Here is a 14,864-nt window from a genome sequence, read left to right on the forward strand (position 1 = left end):
TCATGGTCGCACCGCTCTGCATTGCCCTGGTCGCCGGCGAGGCGTCCGGGGACATCCTCGGTGCCGGCCTGATGCAGGCGCTCAAGGCGCGGCATCCCGATATCCGCTTCATCGGTGTTGGCGGCCCGCGGATGCAGGCGGAAGGGCTCGACTCCTATTTCCCCATGGAACGCCTGGCGGTGATGGGACTGGTCGAGGTTCTCGGCCGTCTGCCGGAGTTGCTGCGCCGGCGCAAGGAACTGATCCGTACTCTGATCGACGCGCGTCCCGATGTATTCATCGGTATCGATGCGCCGGACTTCAACCTCGGCGTCGAGCTGAAGCTGCGCCGCGCCGGCATCCGTACCGTGCATTACGTCAGTCCATCGGTCTGGGCCTGGCGGCAGAAACGTGTGCTGAAGATTCGCGATGCCTGCGACCTGATGCTGACCCTGTTCCCCTTCGAAGCACGCTTCTACGAAGAGCACGCCGTACCGGTGCGTTTCGTCGGCCATCCGCTGGCCAATACCATCCCGCTGGAGGCTGATCGGCCTGCCGCGCGCCACCAGCTGGGCCTGCCGCTGGATGCCCCGGTGGTCGCCCTGATGCCGGGCAGCCGCGGCGGGGAAGTGGGCAAGCTGGGCGCGCTGTTCCTCGACAGCGCAGAGCATCTGCTGCGACAGCGTCCGCAGCTGCGGTTCGTCCTGCCCTGCGCCAGTCCCGAGCGGCGTACGCAGGTCGAGCAGATGCTTGCAGGGCGCGAATTGCCGCTGCAATTGCTCGATGGCGCTTCCCACGAGGCTCTCGCTGCCTGCGATGCGGTACTGATCGCTTCCGGCACCGCGACCCTCGAAGCGCTGCTCTACAAGCGGCCGATGGTGGTTGCCTACAAGTTGGCGCCGCTGACCTATCGCATTCTCAGCCGCCTGGTGAAAAGTCCGTACTTCTCCCTGCCCAACCTGCTGGCGGGACGTGCGCTGGTGCCGGAGCTGATCCAGGACGCGGCGACCCCTGAAGCTCTGGCGCAGACGCTGTTGCCGGTGCTGGACGATGGCCGGGTGCAGACCGATTCCTTCGATGCCATTCACCGGACTCTGCGCCAGAACGCCTCGGAGCAGGCGGCGGATGCTGTCCTCGATCTACTGGAGCAGCGCTGATGCAGATGGGCCTGGATTTCACCCTGGTCGAAGAACTGGTGGCCGGAGTCGACGAAGTCGGCCGCGGCCCGTTGTGCGGACCGGTGGTCACCGCGGCGGTGATCCTCGACCCGGCGCGGCCGATCCGGGGGCTGAACGACTCCAAGAAGCTTTCCGAGGCGCGCCGTGAGGCGCTGTTCGAGGAGATTCGCGAAAAGGCCCTGGCCTGGTGCATCGCCCGCGCCGAGGTCGAGGAGATCGATCGCCTGAATATCCTGCACGCCACCATGCTGGCGATGCAGAGGGCTGTCGAAGGATTGTCCGTCACTCCGCGCCTGGCCCTGATCGACGGCAATCGCTGCCCGAAACTGAAGGTGCCCAGCGCACCGGTGGTCAAGGGCGACAGCCAGGTGCCGGCGATCGCCGCTGCGTCGATCCTGGCCAAGGTCAGCCGCGACCGGGAAATGGCGGAAATGGAACTGCTCTATCCCGGCTACGGTATCGCCGGGCACAAGGGCTATCCGACGCCGGTCCACCTGGAAGCCTTGAAGCGCCTGGGGCCGACTCCGATTCACCGGCGCTCCTTCGCCCCGGTGCGCGAACTGCTGGAGTCTCCCGGCGGGTTTTTCTGAACCAGCGCACACAGCGTCCGCATGGTCGCCCTGGCATAACTTCCAGTCGCCTGGCCTGAGGCGCGCAGCTCCCGCGTGCTTCAGAGTCGCGCCCTTTCCGCTGGCTACACTCCAGCGATAGCCGGCAGCGACCAACTGGTCGTCATCTGCAGATGCCGCAGTAGGCGGCGACAGGGAGATATCGAATGCAAGACGCAGCCACGCTGATCGTCGACCTTCTCAATGGACTGATCTGGGGAAAGATCCTGATCTGGCTGCTGGTTGGTTGCGGTCTTTACTTCACCGTCCGTCTCGGGCTGATCCAGTTCCTCCACTTTGGCCATACCTTCAGCGTGCTGAAGGGCAGCCGCAATGCCGACGAATCCGGCATTTCCTCGTTCCAGGCACTCTGCACCTCGCTGGCGGCACGGGTCGGCACCGGCAATGTGGCCGGCGTCGCCGTGGCCATCACCCTTGGCGGGCCGGGTGCGGTGTTCTGGATGTGGATGATCGCCCTGGTGGGGATGGCCACCGGCTTCGTCGAAGCGACCCTGGCGCAGTTGTTCAAGATACGTGACGAGAACGGCCAGTTCCGCGGCGGGCCAGCCTATTACATGGAGAAGGGGCTCGGCGCGCGCTGGATGGGCGTGCTGTTCTCGCTGTTCCTGATCCTCGCCTTCGGCTTCGTGTTCAACTCGGTGCAGGCCAATACCATTACCGGCGCCATGCAGGGCGCGTTCGGTGTGCAGACCTGGCTGAGCGGCATCGCCCTGGTGATCCTCACCGCACTGATCATCTTCGGTGGCCTGCGTTCGATTGCGCGCTTCTCCGAGCTGGCGGTGCCGTTCATGGCGGTGGCCTACCTGCTGATGGCCATCGGCATCATCCTCATCAATCTCGATGAGTTGCCGGGCGTGCTGTCGCTGATCGTGCAGAGTGCCTTCGGTCTGCACGAGGCTGCGGCTGGCGGCATTGGTGCGGCGATCCTCAATGGCTTCAAGCGCGGCCTGTTCTCCAACGAGGCGGGCATGGGCTCGGCGCCCAACGCGGCGGCATCGGCCTCGCCCTATCCGCCGCACCCGGCGTCGCAGGGGTATGTGCAGATGGCCGGGGTGTTCATCGATACGCTGCTGATCTGCACCGCTTCCGCGGCCATCATCCTGCTCGCCGGCCAGCAGTCCGGCGCGGGCATCATGCTGGTGCAGAACGCGCTGACCAGCCAGGTTGGCGACTGGGGCAAGTACTTCCTCGCGGTGATCATCCTGTTCTTCGCGTTCACGTCGATCGTCGCCAATTACTTCTATGCGGAGAACTGCCTGGTGTTCCTCGAACACAACCACGCGGCCGGATTGCTGGTGTTCCGCCTGTCGGTACTGGCGATGGTGATGTTCGGCTCGGTGGCCTCGCTGCCGTTCGTCTGGAACCTCGCCGACGTTTCCATGGGGCTGATGGCGATCACCAATCTGGTCGCGATCCTGCTGCTGTCCAACCTGGCCTTCAAGCTGGCGCGCGACTACAACGCCCAGCGCAAGGCTGGAAAGCTGCCGACCTTCGACGCCGCCGACTATCCGGAAGTGCAGCAGCGCCTGGAGCCGGGCATCTGGGATTCGCGTCGATAGCGGCATCCGTGTGGCCTGGCGGTCGCACCTGTAGCTTTGCGGACAGGCCCGGTACAATCCCGGGCCTTGTCGTTTCCGCGCTCTACAAAGGACCACCATGACCGCATCCTTCGTCCATCTGCGTCTGCACACCGAATTCTCCCTGGTCGATGGTCTGGTGCGGGTCAAGCCGCTGATCAAGGCCGTGGCGGGGGCGGGGATGCCGGCGGTGGCGGTCACCGACCAGAGCAACATGTGCTCGCTGGTCAAGTTCTACAAGACGGCCATGGGCGGCGGGGTCAAGCCGATCTGCGGCGCGGACATCTGGCTGGCCAACCGTGACGACGATGGCGCGCTCAGCCGCCTGTCGCTGCTGGCGATGAACGCCAAGGGCTACCGCAATCTCACCGAACTGATCTCCCGTGGCTGGCAGGATGGCCAGCGCAACGGTGAGATCATCATCGAGCGCGATTGGGTGAAGCAGGCCGCCGAAGGCCTGATCGCGCTATCCGCGGCCAAGGAAGGGGAGATCGGCCGCGCCCTGCTCGATGGCGAGCAAGCGCTGGCCGACTCGCTGCTGGCCGAGTGGATGGAAGTGTTCCCGGATCGCTTCTACCTGGAAGTGCAGCGCACCAGCCGGGTCAACGACGAAGAGCACGTGCATGCCGCCGTGGCGCTGGCCGAGCGCAGCGGAGCGCCGCTGGTGGCCACCAACGACGTGCGCTTCATCAAGCAGGAAGACTTCGAAGCCCACGAGACTCGCGTGTGCATCGGCGAAGGCCGCGCCCTGGACGACCCGCGCCGCTCGCACAACTACTCCGACCAGCAGTACCTGAAGTCGCCGGTGGAAATGGCCGAGCTGTTCAGCGACCTGCCGGAGGCGCTGGAAAATACCGTCGAGATCGCCAAGCGCTGCAACATCGAGGTACAGCTGGGCAAGTATTTCCTGCCCAACTTCCCGATTCCCTTCGAAGGCATGGACATCAACGACTACCTGCGCCATGTCTCCTACGAAGGCCTGGAGGAGCGCCTGGCGGTGCTCTGGCCCAAGGAGACCACGCCGAACTACGAAGAGAAGCGGCAGATTTACATCGACCGCCTGGAGTTCGAGCTGGGCACCATCATCCAGATGGGCTTCCCCGGCTACTTCCTGATCGTGATGGACTTCATCAAGTGGGCCAAGAACAACGGCGTGCCGGTGGGCCCCGGCCGGGGCTCGGGCGCCGGCTCGCTGGTGGCCTACGTGCTGAAGATCACCGACCTCGACCCGCTGGCCTACGACCTGCTGTTCGAACGATTCCTCAACCCCGAGCGGATTTCCATGCCCGACTTCGACGTCGACTTCTGCATGGAGGGCCGCGACCGGGTCATCGACTATGTGGCCGGTGCCTACGGGCGCAACGCGGTGAGCCAGATCATCACCTTCGGCTCCATGGCCGCGAAGGCAGTGGTGCGCGACGTGGCGCGGGTGCAGGGCAAGTCCTACGGCCTGGCCGACAAGCTGTCGAAGATGATTCCCTTCGAGGTCGGCATGACCCTCGAAAAAGCCTTCGAGCAGGAGGAAATGCTCCGCGACTTCCTCAAGAGCGATGAGGAAGCCCAGGAAATCTGGGACATGGCCCTCAAGCTGGAAGGCGTCACCCGTGGTACCGGCAAGCACGCCGGTGGTGTGGTGATCGCGCCGACCAAGCTCACCGACTTCGCGCCGATCGCCTGTGACGAAGAGGGCGCCGGCCTGGTGACCCAGTTCGACAAGGACGACGTGGAGGCCGCCGGCCTGGTGAAGTTCGACTTCCTCGGCCTGCGTACCCTGACCATCATCAAGTGGGCGATGGAGATCATCCATCGCATCCAGCGCAAGGCCGGCGACGAGAACCTGGTCGATATCGACCGCATCCCGCTGGACGACAAGAAAACCTACGACCTGCTGCAGAAGGCCGAGACCACAGCGGTATTCCAGCTCGAATCGCGCGGCATGAAGGAGCTGATCAAGAAGCTCAAGCCGGACTGCCTGGAAGACCTCATCGCACTGGTGGCGCTGTTCCGTCCCGGTCCGCTGCAGTCGGGCATGGTGGACGACTTCATCAACCGCAAGCACGGTCGCGCGGAAGTTTCCTATCCGCACCCGGACTACCAGTACGCCGGCCTGGAGCCGGTGCTCAAGCCCACCTACGGCATCATCCTGTACCAGGAACAGGTGATGCAGATCGCCCAGGTGATGGCCGGCTATACCCTCGGCGGCGCGGACATGCTGCGCCGCGCCATGGGCAAGAAGAAGCCCGAGGAGATGGCCAAGCAGCGCGGCGGCTTCATCGAAGGTTGCGCCAACAACGGCATCGACAAGGACCTCGCGGGCAACATCTTCGATCTGGTGGAGAAGTTCGCCGGCTACGGCTTCAACAAGTCCCACTCGGCCGCCTACGGCCTGGTTTCCTACCAGACCGCCTGGCTGAAAACCCACTGGGCCGCACCCTTCATGGCCGCGGTACTCACCGCGGATATGCAGAACACCGACAAGGTGGTGACGCTGATCGAAGAGTGCCGGCACATGAAGCTGCGCATCCTCGCCCCGGACGTGAACAACTCCGAGTTCCGCTTCACCGTCGACGACGACGGCCAGATCGTCTACGGCCTGGGCGCGATCAAGGGCGTTGGCGAAGGTCCGGTGGAAGCCATCACCGAATGCCGCGCCGAGGGCGGGCCGTTCAAGACCCTGTTCGACTTCTGCGACCGCGTCGACCTCAAGCGCATCAACAAGCGCACCCTGGATGCGCTGATCCGCTCCGGCGCGCTGGACCGCCTGGGACCGTACTTCCACGAGGAGGTCAAGGCCTACCATGCCAACGTCGACCGCAACCGCGCGGTGCTGCTGGCGGCCATGGAAGAGGCGATCCAGGCTGCCGAGCAGACCGCGCGCAGCCACGACAGCGGACACATGGACCTGTTCGGCGGTGTGTTCGCCGAGCCCGAGGCCGATGTCTACGCCAACCATCGCAAGGCCAAGGAGCTGAACCTCAAGGAACGCCTGAAGGGCGAGAAGGATACCCTCGGCCTTTACCTAACCGGTCATCCGATCGACGAGTACGAAAGCGAGGTGCGGCGTTTTGCCCGCCAGCGCATCGTCGAGCTGAAGCCGGCGCGCGATACCCAGACCGTGGCCGGGCTGATCGTCAATCTGCGGGTGATGAAGAACAAGCGCGGCGACAAGATGGGCTTCGTCACCCTCGACGACCGTTCCGGGCGCATCGAGGCGTCGCTGTTCGCCGAAGCCTTCGCCGCCAACCAGTCGCTGCTGCAGACCGATGCGCTGGTGGTGATCGAGGGCGAGGTCAGCCAGGACGACTTCTCCGGCGGCCTGCGCCTGCGCGCCAAGCGTGTGATGGGGCTGGAAGAGGCGCGCACCGCGCTGGCCGAGAGCCTGCGGGTGAAGGTGCAGGCCGATGCCCTCAAGGGTGACCGGTTGCGCTGGTTGGCCGACCTGTGCGGCCGTCATCGCGGAAATTGCCCGGTGACCGTCGACTACACCGGCAATGAGGCACGCGCCTTGCTTCAATTTGGTGACGCCTGGAACATCGATCCTGCTGATGCCTTGATTCAGGCACTGCGTGACCAGTTCGGGCGAGACAACGTCTTCCTCAACTACCGCTAGCGCGAGACAGGCGAATACCGCTCTCGCGCCAGCCTCGACCCTGAGCGCCCGATACCGTAAGGTGGGGCGCCCTTGGGCTGTTAAGAAACCTAGGTTCTATACGAAAACTGCCTTTTGCTCGGCGAATTTTCGTACAGAACCTAGCGCAGTACTTTTTAATGGCCTGCGACACGGACCAGGCCCAGCCGCCATCAGTTCACGACGGATAGCCCATGAACCCGAATTTCCTCGATTTCGAACAGCCGATCGCCGACCTGCAAGCCAAGATCGAAGAGCTGCGTCTGGTCGGCAACGACAACGCTCTGAACATCACCGATGAAATCTCCCGTCTGGAAGAGAAGAGCAAGGCGCTGACCGAGAACATCTTCGGTAACCTTTCCAGCTGGCAGGTCGCCCAGCTCGCCCGCCATCCCCGCCGTCCCTATACCCTGGACTACATCAGCCACCTGTTCACCGATTTCGAAGAGCTGCATGGCGATCGCCACTTCTCCGACGATCCGGCGATCGTCGGTGGTGTCGCCCGCTTCGACGACCAGCCGGTGATGGTGGTCGGCCACCAGAAAGGCCGCGAAGTGCGCGAGAAGGTGCGCCGCAACTTCGGCATGCCGCGCCCCGAGGGCTATCGCAAGGCCTGTCGCCTGATGGAAATGGCCGAACGCTTCAAGATGCCGATCCTCACCTTCATCGACACCCCCGGCGCCTATCCGGGCATCGATGCCGAGGAGCGCGGCCAGAGCGAGGCGATCGCCTGGAACCTGCGCGTGATGGCGCGTCTGAAGACCCCGATCATCTCCACCGTGATCGGCGAGGGCGGTTCCGGCGGTGCGCTGGCTATCGGCGTCTGCGACAACCTGAACATGCTGCAGTACTCCACCTACGCGGTGATTTCGCCGGAAGGCTGCGCCTCGATTCTCTGGCGCACCAACGAGAAGGCGCCGGAAGCGGCCGAGGCCATGGGCATCACTGCCGAGCGGCTGAAGGACATCGGCATCGTCGATACCGTCATCCAGGAGCCGCTGGGCAGCGCCCACCGCGATCCGGCTGCAATGTCCGAAAACATCCGCAGCGCGCTGCGCACCCAACTCGCCTCGCTGAAGAAGCTCAGCGCCGACGAGCTGCTGGCTCGCCGTTATCAGCGCCTGATGAGCTACGGTCTGGCCTGATAGCGCCAGGCTTCAGGCCCTGGGTTGAACCGCCCGGGGGCTGCAGCCTGCAACCGCCGCCATGTCCCTCGAAGCCCGTCTGCTCGAATCCCTCGCTCCCTGGCGCAACGCGCCGGCCTGGTGCGTAGGCTTCTCCGGCGGGCTCGATTCCACGGTGCTTCTGCACCTGCTGGTGTGCCTCGCCCGACGCGAGACGCTGCCGCCTCTCTCCGCAATACATATCCATCATGGCCTGCAGGCCGTCGCAGATGACTGGCCCGAGCATTGCCGGCGATTCTGCGAGTCCCTTGGCATTCCATTGCAGATCGAGCGAGTCGAGGTCGTCGGCGGTCCCAGCGTCGAACGGGCAGCCCGCGAAGCCCGCTTTGCGGCCATGGCGCGACATCTGGCCGCCGGCGAATGCCTGCTTACCGGTCAGCATCGTGACGACCAGGCGGAAACCGTGCTGTTCCGCCTGTTCCGCGGCGCCGGAGTGCGCGGGTTGGCGGGTATTCCGCCGGTGCGGGCGCTGGGCGATGGCCTGCTGCTGCGGCCGATGCTCGCGTTCTCCCGGGCGGAGCTGGAGAGCTATGCCAGGGCGCAGGGCTTGAGCTGGGTGGAAGACCCCTCCAATCGTGACACTGAATTCGATCGCAATTATCTGCGGCAGGTCGTCCTGCCCGGGATTGCCGCGCGTTGGCCGGGTGCCGTCGCCAATGTGGTGCGCAGTGCCGCTCATCTGGCCGAGGCGGAAGGGCTGCTGGCCGAGTTGGCAGACCTCGACCTGGTGGCGGCCGACAGGTCTGCTGATCATGGGGGCTGGGGCCTGCCGTCGCTGCAACTGGAGCCGTTGCGCCAGTTGAGCGAGCCACGGCAGCGCAACGCCTTGCGTCGCTGGCTGGCCTCGTGGACGAAGATGCCCGACAGCGCTCACTGGGCGGGTTGGATTGCCTTGCGCGATGCGGCCGGGGATGCGGAGCCGGTGTGGCGTCTCTCCGGTGGCGAACTGCGCCGGGCAGAGGGGCGGCTCTGGTGGCTTTCCGGTGCATGGTTGCAGGCGCCAGCCGTGCCGCCTGACTGGTCTGATCCGCAAGTACCGCTGCCTCTTCCGGAAAATGGCCAGCTGCGTTTGCTTGGGAATCCACCGGCAGGGCTGCTCCGCGTGCGCTATCGGAGTGGGGGAGAAGTACTGGATCTGCCCGGAAGAGGGCGTCGCGATCTCAAGCGCCTGTTGAACGAGGCCGGGGTTCCGGCCTTCCTCCGCGGTCGTTTGCCGCTGCTGTTCCGAGCCGACGAATTGATCGCGGTGGCCAATCTGCCGGGGTTGCGCGCGGGGGAGGGCGAGTCCTGGTCGTTGGTCTGGGAGCCCCCGACGAATGACTCGGGTTTGAGCTGATACGGGCTTTCCGGTAGACTACGCTCCCGTCTTGTACTGCTCCCGTCGATTCCTCCGGAATTCAGCGGGAGTTCGCTATTGATCACGACCCAGTCGTGAACCCGGGCTCAGGCCCGATCTTCTTCCCCGGCGGCCGAGCCGCCTAAACGCTGACATTCAGGGCTTTTCATGACGCGCTACATCTTCGTCACGGGTGGTGTTGTTTCTTCATTGGGGAAAGGCATCGCCTCGGCTTCCTTGGCTGCCATTCTGGAAGCGCGTGGCTTGAAGATCACGATGCTCAAGCTGGACCCCTACATCAACGTCGATCCGGGCACCATGAGTCCGTTCCAGCACGGTGAGGTGTTCGTCACCCACGACGGTGCCGAGACCGACCTCGACCTGGGCCACTACGAGCGCTTCGTGCGCACCACCGTGACCCAGAACAACAACTTCACCACCGGCCGCGTCTACATGGACGTGCTGCGCAAGGAGCGTCGCGGTGACTACCTCGGCGCCACCGTGCAGGTGATCCCGCACATCACCGACGAGATCAAGCGTCGCATCATCAAGGGCGCCGGCGATGCCGACGTGGCCCTGGTGGAGATCGGCGGCACCGTCGGCGACATCGAGTCGCAACCGTTCCTCGAAGCGATCCGCCAGTTGCGCGTGGAAGTCGGTGCCAAGCGCGCCATGCTGATGCACCTGACCCTGGTGCCGTACATCGCCACCGCCGGCGAGACCAAGACCAAGCCGACCCAGCACTCCGTCAAGGAACTGCGCTCCATTGGCCTGCAGCCGGACATCCTGATCTGCCGCTCCGATCACCCGGTCGACGTATCCTCGCGTCGCAAGATCGCGCTGTTCACCAACGTGGAAGAGCGCGCGGTCATCTCGCTGGAAGACGTCGACACCATCTATCGCATTCCGTCGGTGCTGCACGCCCAGGGCGTGGACGACATCGTCGTCGAGCGCTTCGGCCTGGAATGCCGTCCTGCCGACCTGTCCGAGTGGGACCGCGTGGTCGACGCCAAGCTCAACCCCGAGCGTGAAGTCACCATCGCCATGGTCGGCAAGTACATGGAACTGCTCGACGCCTACAAGTCGCTGATCGAGGCCATGACCCACGCCGGCATCCAGAGCCGCACCAAGGTCAACCTGCGTTACATCGACTCGGAAGACATCGAGCAGCAGGGCACCGCGCTGCTCGACGGCGCCGACGCCATCCTGGTCCCGGGCGGCTTCGGCCTGCGCGGCGTGGAAGGCAAGATCACCGCCGTGCAGTATGCCCGCGAGAAGAAGATCCCCTACCTGGGAATCTGCCTCGGCATGCAGGTCGCGGTCATCGAGTACGCCCGCAACGTGCTGGGCTGGAAAGACGCCAACTCCACCGAGTTCGACAAGTCCAGCGGCCATCCGGTCGTCGGCCTGATCACCGAGTGGCAGGACGCCACCGGCGAGACCGAAGTACGTACCGAGTCCTCCGATCTCGGCGGCACCATGCGCCTGGGCGCCCAGGATTGCCAGCTGGTTCCGGGCACCCTGGTCCACGACTGCTATGGCAAGGACGTGATCGTCGAGCGCCACCGTCACCGCTACGAAGTGAACAACAACCTGCTGCCCCAGCTGCAGGAAGCCGGCCTGAAGATTTCCGGCCGCTCCGGCGACGGCGCGCTGGTGGAAGTGGTCGAGGCTCCGGATCATCCTTGGTTCGTCGCCTGCCAGTTCCACCCGGAATTCACCTCCACCCCGCGTGACGGTCATCCGCTGTTCAGCGGCTTCGTCAACGCGGCGCTGAAAGCTGCCGGGAAGGCCTGATCATGGCGCAGAAGATCATCCGCGTCGGCGATATCCAGATCGGCAACGATCTGCCGTTCGTGCTGTTCGGCGGCATGAACGTGCTGGAGTCGCGCGATCTGGCCATGCAGGTCTGCGAGGAATACGTGCGGGTCACCGAGAAGCTCGGCATTCCCTACGTGTTCAAGGCCAGCTTCGACAAGGCCAACCGCTCGTCGATCACCTCGTTCCGTGGTCCCGGTATGGAAGAAGGGCTGAAGATCTTCGAAGAGATCAAGAAGACCTTCAACGTGCCGGTCATCACCGACGTCCACGAGCCGTTCCAGGCCGCCCCGGTGGCCGAGGTCTGCGACATCATCCAGTTGCCGGCCTTCCTCTCGCGGCAGACCGACCTGGTCGTGGCAATGGCCAGGACCAACGCGGTGATCAACATCAAGAAAGCCCAGTTCCTCGCCCCGCAGGAGATGAAGCACATCCTGCGCAAGTGCGAGGAAGCCGGTAACGAGCAGCTGATCCTCTGCGAGCGTGGTTCCTCCTTCGGTTACAACAACCTGGTGGTGGACATGCTCGGCTTCGGCATCATGAAGCAGTTCGAGTACCCGGTATTCTTCGACGTGACCCATGCCCTGCAGATGCCGGGCGGTCGCGCCGATTCCGCCGGCGGCCGCCGCGCCCAGGTCACCGACCTGGCCAAGGCCGGCCTCAGCCAGGGTCTCGCGGGCCTGTTCCTCGAAGCCCACCCGGACCCGGAAAACGCCAAATGCGACGGCCCATGCGCCTTGCGCCTGAACAAGCTCGAAGCCTTCCTGTCCCAGCTCAAGCAGCTGGACGACCTGGTGAAGAGTTTCCCCGCAATCGAGACTGCCTGATTTTCTAGCTCGCCCCGTTTAACAAACCTTGGAGTGCATACAAGAATGGCAAAGATCGTCGACATCAAGGGCCGTGAGGTCCTGGACTCCCGCGGCAACCCGACCGTTGAGGCGGACGTGATCCTGGACAGCGGCATCGTTGGCAGCGCCTGCGCGCCGTCCGGTGCCTCCACTGGCTCCCGCGAAGCCCTCGAGCTGCGCGATGGCGACAAGAGCCGTTACCTGGGCAAGGGCGTGCTGAAGGCCGTGGCCAACATCAATGGTCCGATCCGTGACCTGCTGCTGGGCAAGGACGCGGCTGACCAGAAGGCCCTGGACCGCGCGATGATCGAACTCGACGGTACCGAGAACAAGGGCAAGCTGGGCGCCAACGCCATCCTCGCCGTGTCCCTGGCTGCCGCCAAGGCTGCCGCCCAGGCCAAGGGCGTACCGCTCTATGCGCACATCGCCGACCTGAACGGCACTCCCGGCCAGTACTCCATGCCGGTTCCGATGATGAACATCATCAACGGCGGCGAGCATGCCGATAACAACGTCGACATCCAGGAGTTCATGGTCCAGCCGGTCGGCGCCAAGACCTTCGCCGACGCGCTGCGCATGGGCGCCGAGATCTTCCACCACCTGAAAGCCGTGCTGAAGGCCCGTGGCCTGAACACCGCCGTGGGTGACGAAGGTGGCTTCGCACCGAACCTGGCTTCCAACGAAGACGCCCTGGCTGCCATCGCCGAAGCCGTCGCCAATGCTGGCTACAAGCTGGGTGAGGACGTGACTCTGGCCCTGGACTGCGCTTCCTCCGAGTTCTTCAAGGACGGCAAGTACGACCTCGAAGGCGAAGGCAAGGTGTTCAGCGCCGAAGGTTTCGCCGACTACCTGGCCGGCCTGACCCAGCGCTACCCGATCATCTCCATCGAAGACGGCATGGACGAGTCCGACTGGGCTGGCTGGAAAGGCCTGACCGAGAAGATCGGCGCCAAGGTGCAACTGGTCGGCGACGACCTGTTCGTGACCAACACCAAGATCCTCAAGGAAGGCATCGAGAAGAGCATCGCCAACTCGATCCTGATCAAGTTCAACCAGATCGGTTCGCTGACCGAGACCCTGGAAGCTATCCAGATGGCCAAGGCCGCTGGTTACACCGCGGTGATCTCGCACCGTTCCGGTGAAACCGAGGACTCGACCATCGCCGACCTGGCCGTTGGTACCGCTGCCGGCCAGATCAAGACCGGTTCGCTGTGCCGTTCCGACCGCGTTTCCAAGTACAACCAGCTGCTGCGCATCGAAGAGCAGCTGGGCGCCAAGGCGCCGTACCGCGGTCGCGCGGAATTCCGCGGCTAAGGCTAGTCTGGTACGGTGAAGGGGTGGCAGGAGCCACCCCTTTTCTTCATGAGGAGTCCACGCTTGAGGTTACGCAGTCCCTACTGGCTGTTCGTCGTGCTGATCCTGGCACTGGCCGGTCTGCAGTATCGTCTGTGGATTGGTGACGGCAGTCTGGCGCAGGTGCGCGAACTGCAGCGGCAGATCGCCGATCAGCAGGGCGAGAACGAGCGTCTGCTCGAGCGCAACCGCATCCTCGAAGCCGAAGTGGCTGAATTGAAGAAAGGCACCGAAACGGTCGAGGAACGTGCCCGCCACGAACTCGGCATGCTCAAGGACAAGGAAACCCTGTTCCAGCTGGCCCAATGAAATTCCGCGACATTTCCCTTCCTGCCTTCTGGGCAGTGATTCCGGCCGCTGGCATCGGCTCGCGCATGCGTGCCGATCGCCCCAAGCAATATCTTGACCTCGCCGGTCGCAGCATCCTCGAACGTACCCTCGATTGTTTCCTCGGCCATCCGTGCCTGAAAGGGCTGATCGTCTGCCTGGCGCCGGACGACCCCTGGTGGCCGACACTCGCGTGCGCCAGCGATCCGCGCATCGTCCGCGTCGACGGCGGCAGCGAACGTGCCGATTCGGTACTCAACGGTCTGTTGCGGCTGAATGAAATGGGTGCCGCGAGCGAGGACTGGGTGCTGGTCCACGATGCCGCGCGCCCCAATCTTTCCCGCGGCGACCTCGACCATCTGCTCAATGAGCTGGATGGCGATCCGGTCGGTGGCCTGCTGGCCGTACCCGCGCGGGATACCCTGAAACGCGCCGATCGCAATGGCCGGGTCAGCGAAACCATCGACCGCAGCGTCGTCTGGCTGGCCTACACCCCGCAGATGTTCCGCCTCGGCGCACTGCACCGGGCGCTGGCCGATGCGCTGGTGGCGGGAGTGGCGATCACCGACGAAGCCTCCGCGATGGAATGGGCCGGCCAGGCGCCGCGCCTGATCGAAGGGCGGGCGGACAATCTCAAGGTCACCACGCCGGAAGACCTGCAGCGTCTGCAGCGCACCTTTTCCCGTTGAATAGACTATGACGACGAAAAGCCGGCCATCAGGTCGGCTTTTGTGTTTCTGGGGAGCTGGGCGGTGATAGGAGCAACTGTCTTCGCATCGTCGCGAGGTGCCCTTGGGCGTAGGGTGGACAACGCTCCGCTTGTCCACCGCCCCGAAGGTGGAAATGCTTCGCGATTTCCACCCTACGCTCTTGCCATACCTGTAGGAGATTCTATGTCAATGGGGCTTCGCCTCCTGGGGGTGATAAGCCGTCTGCGTCTGCATCAGGGCAAAGGCTATCCGGGCTAATTTGCGGGCCAAAATGGTCAGGGCCTCGGTCTTCTTCAA

Annotated in this window: 11 protein-coding genes; all 11 read left to right on the forward strand. The window is 64.2% G+C overall.

Annotation, left to right across the window (positions count from 1 at the left end):
• The first annotated feature begins 2 nt into the window (after nucleotides 1–2).
• The 11 genes from lpxB to ispD all read left to right on the forward strand — a co-directional run bounded on the left by lpxB (nucleotide 3) and on the right by ispD (nucleotide 14,546).
• Nucleotides 3–1,136 (forward strand): lipid-A-disaccharide synthase, encoded by a 1,134-nt coding sequence (lpxB, locus tag JFY56_RS15535; RefSeq protein WP_208314735.1) that lies wholly within the window; start codon nucleotides 3–5, stop codon nucleotides 1,134–1,136.
• On the forward strand, nucleotides 1,136–1,747 hold the full coding sequence (gene rnhB, locus JFY56_RS15540) for a ribonuclease HII (protein WP_208314736.1): 612 nt from the start codon (nucleotides 1,136–1,138) through the stop codon (nucleotides 1,745–1,747). The genes lpxB and rnhB overlap by 1 nt, the downstream gene beginning before the upstream one ends.
• A 185-nt stretch (nucleotides 1,748–1,932) precedes the next feature.
• On the forward strand, nucleotides 1,933–3,345 hold the full coding sequence (locus tag JFY56_RS15545; RefSeq protein ID WP_208314737.1) for an alanine/glycine:cation symporter family protein: 1,413 nt from the start codon (nucleotides 1,933–1,935) through the stop codon (nucleotides 3,343–3,345).
• A gap of 97 nt (nucleotides 3,346–3,442) precedes the next feature.
• A complete protein-coding gene (dnaE, locus tag JFY56_RS15550; protein ID WP_208314738.1) occupies nucleotides 3,443–6,973 on the forward strand; it encodes a DNA polymerase III subunit alpha in 3,531 nt (1,176 codons plus the stop codon).
• Between the two features lie 212 nt (nucleotides 6,974–7,185).
• On the forward strand, nucleotides 7,186–8,136 hold the full coding sequence (locus tag JFY56_RS15555) for an acetyl-CoA carboxylase carboxyltransferase subunit alpha (RefSeq protein WP_208314739.1): 951 nt from the start codon (nucleotides 7,186–7,188) through the stop codon (nucleotides 8,134–8,136).
• 61 nt (nucleotides 8,137–8,197) lie between these two features.
• Complete coding sequence (gene tilS / locus JFY56_RS15560) at nucleotides 8,198–9,511, forward strand: tRNA lysidine(34) synthetase TilS (RefSeq protein ID WP_208314740.1); 1,314 nt, start codon at nucleotides 8,198–8,200, stop codon at nucleotides 9,509–9,511.
• 168 nt (nucleotides 9,512–9,679) lie between these two features.
• Nucleotides 9,680–11,308 carry a CTP synthase gene (locus JFY56_RS15565; protein ID WP_208314741.1) on the forward strand — a complete coding sequence of 543 codons (1,629 nt, stop codon included), beginning with the start codon at nucleotides 9,680–9,682 and terminating at the stop codon, nucleotides 11,306–11,308.
• A 2-nt stretch (nucleotides 11,309–11,310) separates the two neighbouring features.
• Nucleotides 11,311–12,156 carry a 3-deoxy-8-phosphooctulonate synthase gene (kdsA, locus tag JFY56_RS15570; RefSeq protein ID WP_208314742.1) on the forward strand — a complete coding sequence of 282 codons (846 nt, stop codon included), beginning with the start codon at nucleotides 11,311–11,313 and terminating at the stop codon, nucleotides 12,154–12,156.
• Between the two features lie 45 nt (nucleotides 12,157–12,201).
• A complete protein-coding gene (gene eno / locus JFY56_RS15575; protein WP_208314743.1) occupies nucleotides 12,202–13,491 on the forward strand; it encodes a phosphopyruvate hydratase in 1,290 nt (429 codons plus the stop codon).
• Nucleotides 13,492–13,554: 63 nt separating this feature from the next.
• Entirely contained in the window at nucleotides 13,555–13,839 is a 285-nt protein-coding gene (locus JFY56_RS15580; RefSeq protein WP_208314744.1) for a septum formation initiator family protein, read from the forward strand.
• Complete coding sequence (gene ispD, locus JFY56_RS15585; RefSeq protein WP_208314745.1) at nucleotides 13,836–14,546, forward strand: 2-C-methyl-D-erythritol 4-phosphate cytidylyltransferase; 711 nt, start codon at nucleotides 13,836–13,838, stop codon at nucleotides 14,544–14,546. The genes JFY56_RS15580 and ispD overlap by 4 nt, the downstream gene beginning before the upstream one ends.
• Nucleotides 14,547–14,864 lie beyond the last annotated feature (318 nt).

It is taken from the genome of Pseudomonas schmalbachii (assembly GCF_017589465.1).
In the GTDB taxonomy this organism is placed as follows: Bacteria; Pseudomonadota; Gammaproteobacteria; order Pseudomonadales; family Pseudomonadaceae; genus Pseudomonas; species Pseudomonas schmalbachii.

Coding starts and splice junctions, on each gene's coding strand:
- lpxB (WP_208314735.1), top strand. CDS start 3: ATGGTCGCACCGCTCTGCATTGCCCTGGTCGCCGGCGAGGCGTCCGGG.
- rnhB (WP_208314736.1), top strand. CDS start 1,136: ATGCAGATGGGCCTGGATTTCACCCTGGTCGAAGAACTGGTGGCCGGA.
- JFY56_RS15545 (WP_208314737.1), top strand. CDS start 1,933: ATGCAAGACGCAGCCACGCTGATCGTCGACCTTCTCAATGGACTGATC.
- dnaE (WP_208314738.1), top strand. CDS start 3,443: ATGACCGCATCCTTCGTCCATCTGCGTCTGCACACCGAATTCTCCCTG.
- JFY56_RS15555 (WP_208314739.1), top strand. CDS start 7,186: ATGAACCCGAATTTCCTCGATTTCGAACAGCCGATCGCCGACCTGCAA.
- tilS (WP_208314740.1), top strand. CDS start 8,198: ATGTCCCTCGAAGCCCGTCTGCTCGAATCCCTCGCTCCCTGGCGCAAC.
- JFY56_RS15565 (WP_208314741.1), top strand. CDS start 9,680: ATGACGCGCTACATCTTCGTCACGGGTGGTGTTGTTTCTTCATTGGGG.
- kdsA (WP_208314742.1), top strand. CDS start 11,311: ATGGCGCAGAAGATCATCCGCGTCGGCGATATCCAGATCGGCAACGAT.
- eno (WP_208314743.1), top strand. CDS start 12,202: ATGGCAAAGATCGTCGACATCAAGGGCCGTGAGGTCCTGGACTCCCGC.
- ispD (WP_208314745.1), top strand. CDS start 13,836: ATGAAATTCCGCGACATTTCCCTTCCTGCCTTCTGGGCAGTGATTCCG.